Source organism: uncultured Chitinophaga sp. (assembly GCF_937874145.1).
In the GTDB taxonomy this organism is placed as follows: Bacteria; Bacteroidota; Bacteroidia; order Chitinophagales; family Chitinophagaceae; genus Chitinophaga.
The window spans coordinates 1-5267 of record NZ_CALNBI010000113.1; the positions used below are offsets into that span (position 1 = coordinate 1).

At 53.1% G+C, this 5267-nt stretch carries 6 protein-coding genes; 4 read left to right on the top strand and 2 right to left on the bottom strand.

Going from position 1 to position 5267, the window contains the following annotated elements; translation table 11 throughout:
• Positions 1 to 430 precede the first annotated feature (430 nt).
• Entirely contained in the window at positions 431 to 1015 is a 585-nt protein-coding gene (locus Q0510_RS05155) for a hypothetical protein (RefSeq protein WP_298708884.1), read from the top strand.
• A 68-nt stretch (positions 1016 to 1083) separates the two neighbouring features.
• Here Q0510_RS05155 and Q0510_RS05160 read toward each other — a convergent pair whose 3' ends face one another.
• A complete protein-coding gene (locus Q0510_RS05160; protein WP_298708886.1) occupies positions 1084 to 1491 on the bottom strand; it encodes a Dabb family protein in 408 nt (135 codons plus the stop codon).
• 174 nt (positions 1492 to 1665) lie between these two features.
• On the opposite strand from Q0510_RS05160, the gene Q0510_RS05165 reads away from it, so the two are divergent.
• Both Q0510_RS05165 and Q0510_RS05170 read left to right on the top strand, forming a co-directional pair.
• Positions 1666 to 2262 (top strand): hypothetical protein, encoded by a 597-nt coding sequence (locus tag Q0510_RS05165; protein WP_298708889.1) that lies wholly within the window; start codon positions 1666 to 1668, stop codon positions 2260 to 2262.
• A gap of 206 nt (positions 2263 to 2468) precedes the next feature.
• Positions 2469 to 2891: an SRPBCC family protein gene (locus Q0510_RS05170; RefSeq protein WP_298708891.1), complete on the top strand. Its 423-nt coding sequence runs from the start codon at positions 2469 to 2471 to the stop codon at positions 2889 to 2891.
• An 18-nt stretch (positions 2892 to 2909) separates the two neighbouring features.
• Here the strand turns inward: Q0510_RS05170 and Q0510_RS05175 are convergent, their stop codons facing one another.
• Positions 2910 to 3947: an adenylate/guanylate cyclase domain-containing protein gene (locus Q0510_RS05175; protein WP_298708893.1), complete on the bottom strand. Its 1038-nt coding sequence runs from the start codon at positions 3945 to 3947 to the stop codon at positions 2910 to 2912.
• A gap of 129 nt (positions 3948 to 4076) precedes the next feature.
• Here Q0510_RS05175 and Q0510_RS05180 point away from each other — a divergent pair, with 129 nt between their 5' ends.
• On the top strand, positions 4077 to 4478 hold the full coding sequence (locus Q0510_RS05180; protein ID WP_298708895.1) for a hypothetical protein: 402 nt from the start codon (positions 4077 to 4079) through the stop codon (positions 4476 to 4478).
• The last annotated feature ends 789 nt before the right edge of the window (positions 4479 to 5267 follow it).

Below are 5267 nucleotides of genomic sequence, written 5' to 3' on the forward strand. Positions count from 1 at the left end.
ATGAAAGGTCGGCGGTGGTGGTGCCGGCAGGGTAAACGCGGGAAGTTTCGGTGATGGCGCCGGTTTTCAGCAATACAGCCAGCACCAGGAGAAAGGCGCCGGCCAGCAGGAGATAGCTGGTGTACTTGTAACGGATAAACGCGGGATCGGTGATCGTTTGCATATTCTTCGGTTTACATCCCAAAAGTACCGCCCTCTCCAATGAAAGGCAAATCAATAAAGGGGATGGCCCATAACTTGTTGTTATGGGTTTTGATAACCTACTGGAATGGTAGACTTCCTGGGTAGCGGTTCGGGGGGCTGAAAATACGGTTCAGGTGCCAGAAATGTCGTTTTGTTAATGCAGGTTGCGGGTTGAAGGGGGAATTGTCTTTCTTTGTACCTTCGTTACAATTAGTTTGTAATCATTTAACTCCAAAATTCACCACCAATGAAATCATTACGCTTCGTAATGTGCATGGCGGGCGCTCTAATGCTGGCGGCCCAAGCCAATGCCCAAAAGATCCGCGTCACAGAAGGCAGCCTGGATGTCCTCAAAAATGAAAAAGACATCAACATCGAGTTCACTTACAACAACATGAGAGTCGGCAAGTTCGACAAGGAAGCCGATTATGTCAACAGCCGGGTCAAAGACCTGAACAAGAAAGAAGCCGGCCGCGGCGATACCTGGGCCAAAGCCTGGGTCGACGACCGCAAGTCCCGCTTCGAGCCTAAATTCGAGGAACTGTTCACCCAGGTGACCGACCTCAAATTCGCCAACAAGGCCAAATACACGCTTATCTTCAATACCTCGTTCACCGAGCCGGGGTTCAACGTAGGTGTGATGCGCAAAAATGCATACATCAGCGGCGAATTCCTGCTGGTGGAATCGGCGGACCACAGCAAGGTGGCTGCCAAGGGTACGATGGAGAAATCGCCCGGCAGAACGTTCTGGGATAATGATTTCGACACCGGCGAGCGCATTTCCGAAGCTTATGAGATGGCCGGGAAAGCCCTCGGGCGCTATATCCGCTAACAAGGCCAACCCACAAAAAAATCCCCTGCAACCAAGGCTGCAGGGGATTTTTCTTTTAGCGGTGAGCCCTAAACCTCCAACGCGTCGTATACGATTACCTTTTCCCAGAGGTGGCTGCATTTTTTGATGAACTCCTCGTGAATAGGGTGTACCTGGTAAGCGGCTTCGCCGGCGATGTCGTCGAAAAAGATCAGTTCGGACACGCCCCAGGTACTGTCGACCACCCCGCGGGCTTCCGTATTGGCAACCACACCCACGCGCAGGTCGCGCACGGTGGGGATCTTTGAGAGCGATTTCACCCCTGCGATCAGCGCGTCGCGGTCTTCCTTCGACCCGGGATTCTTCAGCCAGAAGAACACATGGTGGCACATGGGAGGTTTCTTGGCAGCGGCTTGTCCAGGCATGGCGGCTGCCGCGGTGCCGGCGCAAAGTGCCGCCGCGGTGCCCAGGAACTTGCGTCTGTTGGATTTGTTCATGGGTTTTCTCTTTGGTTTGAGTTGATAATGTGTTGAAAATACACAACAATCCGCATTTTTCGCAGCCCCTTTCCCGAAATAGGTATTGTTACCCACGAAATTGAGCACTGTGCGCTATCGGAGGCACCCTGGTGCGGGGGTACTTTTGTTGTGTTAACGGTAACCATGAACACAATGCATACCCCAAATCAAAGGTCCTTCCTCAAAAGGACCGCCCTCCCCGTTGTGCTGGCCCTGGCTGTGGCCTGCGGCAGCAAGAAAGACGACAAGCCCGGCATCCGCGCCGATCTCCCCAAATCCAGCGTTCCCGCCGAAATGGTAGGGAAATACTGGCACGCGGGATCCTTTTCCATGACCCAGTTCTCGAATTACGACGGCTCCTACGCCGGCCAGGCTTTCGAAATCGCCACGGGCTACAAATTCTCGGCCGACGGCGCCGCCGAGCAATATTTCTACTGGACCAAAACCACCACCTATTGCCGCGAACAGGTCCTCGGCTACCGCAAGGGCACCGCGGTATTCGACACGGAAAAGAAAACCTTCCGGTTCTATGCCGGCTCGGGTTATTACCGCCGCTTCAATTCCTGCGGCGGCAGCCAGTCGCCCGGCTATGGCCAGCGCGTGGAATACGGTCCCGACGATCTGCACCCCAAATACGTGGATGAGATGAAGAACTGGTCGCTGGTGGCGGAACAGAACAAGCTTATCTGGCGGATTCCTTATACGGATGGTTCTTTCAACGACTTTACGAGGGCAGAAGACCCGAAATAAGGGGTTATGTTTAATGGCGCCCGCGCTTCACCGGAGGATTCCGGGGGCGCGGGTTTTTACATTTCACATGCGGAAAAGCGTTTTGTCGGTATTTACCCTTCTTTTTGTCGTTTTCGCACACGCCGGATGAATGAAAGGCGGCGTATGTTTGTATCGTCAATCACACACACAAAAACTGAAAACATTCACCATTTAACGACTATTGTATGGAAACGACAAATCAAGCGATCACCGTCACCAGCACCATCCAGCAACCTGCAGCCAGAGTATGGGAATTATGGAACGCCCCCGAGCATATTACGCAATGGTGCGCCGCATCCGACGACTGGCATGCGCCCAAAGCCAGCAACGACCTGCGCGAAGGCGGTGCTTTCAGCACAACCATGGCCGCGAAAGACGGCTCCTTCAGCTTCGATTTCGGAGGGGTTTACGATGTGGTAAAACCGCACCAGCAGATTGAATATACCATGGGCGACGGCCGGAAAGTGAAGATCACCTTTTCGGAAGCCAACGGCCAGACGGAAGTGGTGGAAACTTTCGATCCGGAAAGCACCAACCCGATCGAGATGCAGCAGGCCGGATGGCAGGCGATCCTGGATAATTTCAAGCGTTACGCCGAATCCAAATAGTAACGGAAATGGCTCTTCTTACGCCAGCCGCAGTGGTTTGAGCGCGAGCAGGGCCATTTCTTTTTCCTTTCCCCGCAATTTGATGGAGCCCAGCGTCCGGGCCATGAAATCTTCACCCAGCCGCAGTTCCGAAACCAGGTCGGCCGAGGCGATCACCTCTTCGTTGAACTGCTTGCACATCCCCTGGATGCGGGATGTGGTATTGAGGACGTCGCCCGAGTAGGTGATGTCGCGTTTGATGATCCCCACTTCTCCCGCCACTACCGCCCCGCAATGTATGCCCGCTTTGAATTCCGGGAAAACGCCGTAGCGCTCCAGGTATTTTTCGCGCAGGGCGCGGATACGGTATTTGATATCGAAGAAACACTGTACGCAATTGCTTTCTGCAAATCCTTCGCGGTACCGCCAGGCGATGATGACCTCGTCGCCCACGTATTGATAAATCTCCCCGCGGTTTTCGAGGATGGGGTTTGTAATGTCGGTGAAGAAATCTTTCAGGAAAGCGTGATACCGCTTGTCGCCGAGCATTTCGGCGATGGTGGTGGAAGCGTTGATGTCGAGGAACATGAAGATGCGTTTCTCTTCGCGGGGGGTATTGTATTTGCCACGGAGGATATCCCGGAAAACGCCCGGTCCGAATTTGCTGTTGATCTGCAGGAATAATTGCGTAATGCCCACCACGAGCGCCCAGATGAGCCCGTTTTTCATCATGCGCGCCATGTCGGGCGGTTCGATGAGGGTGAGTATTTGTCCTACGATGAAAATGACCGCCACGAAGGAGATGGTGACGGTGAGGATCGTGTAGGCATAGGATTTATCCCGGAAGCGCTCGTTGACGAAGAAGACGAGCAGGCTCCCGCCGAGGAGGGCGCCTGCGAACCCGGCGGATGCATTTACGAGGATGGAACGCGTGAGTGTATAATCGGCTGCGGGCCCGGCGGAGCCGGAAGTCTGCAAAACGAGATGGTCGTACAGGGCGATCAGCAATCCGATCGCCGTCCAGATAACGATGATCTGGAATAGTTGCCGCCATTGCACCCGTGTCCTGGGATTCATAAAGAATGGTTTTACTGTAATTTATGGCATTTTGGGGATTCCGGGCAAGGGTTTGGATTAAAGTAGAGAAGCAGGGAGATGCAGCCGCTTGTGTTTGGGGGAAAAAGAAAAATATCTTAATCTTGAAGGATGCAACTGGATTACCTGACAGGCATCCGTGGAAACGGAGCGTTAACATATGCCGGGCCTGAGCGGCTGGTACGGATCAGCCGGTTCGATCTTTCGGAGGCGGAGCTGCTGCGGAAAGCGGTGCAGGAACTGGCGGACGGGGTGCGGACGGTGCTCCGGCTGAACGAGCTGCCGTTTGTGGAAGGGAACGGTTACACGCTGGATATGCGTAAGGGTGAGGAAGATGAAGGGCTGTCTACTGCCGACGAGCGGGCATTTAACCTGGTGCTCACGGGCGGGGCCTATGCCAGGATGCTCCGTGCCATGGCGGCTTACAGCGAAGATGGCGTGCATGGCGGCACGTGGCTGACGGAGCCATCCGGCGGTATCGCACTGTTGTTTTCGGCCGGAGGGTCTTTTTGATTTTATAGCTCCGGCGTGCTTGTTTCCAAGGTTTAAATTTTCGCGATGCAGGCAGACGCGTCGCTGGTTCACGTGTTAAACAATCCATACAACCCCATCTGCGCTTAACAAGTTTTTAACCGCCATTCTCCACGCTTTGCCCGACATTCGGGAAGTTGAAAAAAACGTCGAATATTTTGTATAAAAGATATCGCCCCGGATCATTTTCTTTTTCAGGACAATGCGCTCCGGAAATATGCATACAGTGACATAGTAAACTAGATTAGATCTGGAGCATTTGCCTGCCTGTGTCTACAGGAGGCTATGTCTGTAGGGCATTCAGCGACAGGCGCTGCCGGCCGCAGGTGCCTTGTAGCTGTCCTGATACCTTCTCCGGCAATTTCATTCTTTCATATGGCAGGCTATTCATTTTTCATCACCATGGAGAATGTCTCCGACGTTGATTTTTAAGCCCGTTTTTCGTTTACTCCCCGTCGTGCCGGTTTCGCGGATACGGGGAGTTTTTTATATGCATTATATTTGGAGTACCCTCTGTCGGGAGGGGCAGAATCTGCCCGGTATATCGCCATCCTGATTTTACCAATGCCGGGAAGATGATGTAAGAGGAGAGATGCCTTCTTTTCTCAGCCCGACTTTTCTATTCGCTGGAAATATTCCGCCAACCTGGTTGTTCATTACCAGGAAGAATCCTATTCAATTATTCCCGCGCAGAGGAATATTGAATTCATTCATCCCAATAAATCCTGGTAACGTTGCTTTTCATCATCCAGGTTGATTTCACCCGCGGAA

Excerpts from the sequence above, each read along its gene's own strand:
- Q0510_RS05180 (WP_298708895.1), top strand. The coding sequence starts at position 4,077 with ATGCAACTGGATTACCTGACAGGCATCCGTGGAAACGGAGCGTTAACA.
- Q0510_RS05170 (WP_298708891.1), top strand. The coding sequence starts at position 2,469 with ATGGAAACGACAAATCAAGCGATCACCGTCACCAGCACCATCCAGCAA.
- Q0510_RS05155 (WP_298708884.1), top strand. The coding sequence starts at position 431 with ATGAAATCATTACGCTTCGTAATGTGCATGGCGGGCGCTCTAATGCTG.
- Q0510_RS05175 (WP_298708893.1), bottom strand. The coding sequence starts at position 3,947 with ATGAATCCCAGGACACGGGTGCAATGGCGGCAACTATTCCAGATCATC.
- Q0510_RS05160 (WP_298708886.1), bottom strand. The coding sequence starts at position 1,491 with ATGAACAAATCCAACAGACGCAAGTTCCTGGGCACCGCGGCGGCACTT.
- Q0510_RS05165 (WP_298708889.1), top strand. The coding sequence starts at position 1,666 with ATGCATACCCCAAATCAAAGGTCCTTCCTCAAAAGGACCGCCCTCCCC.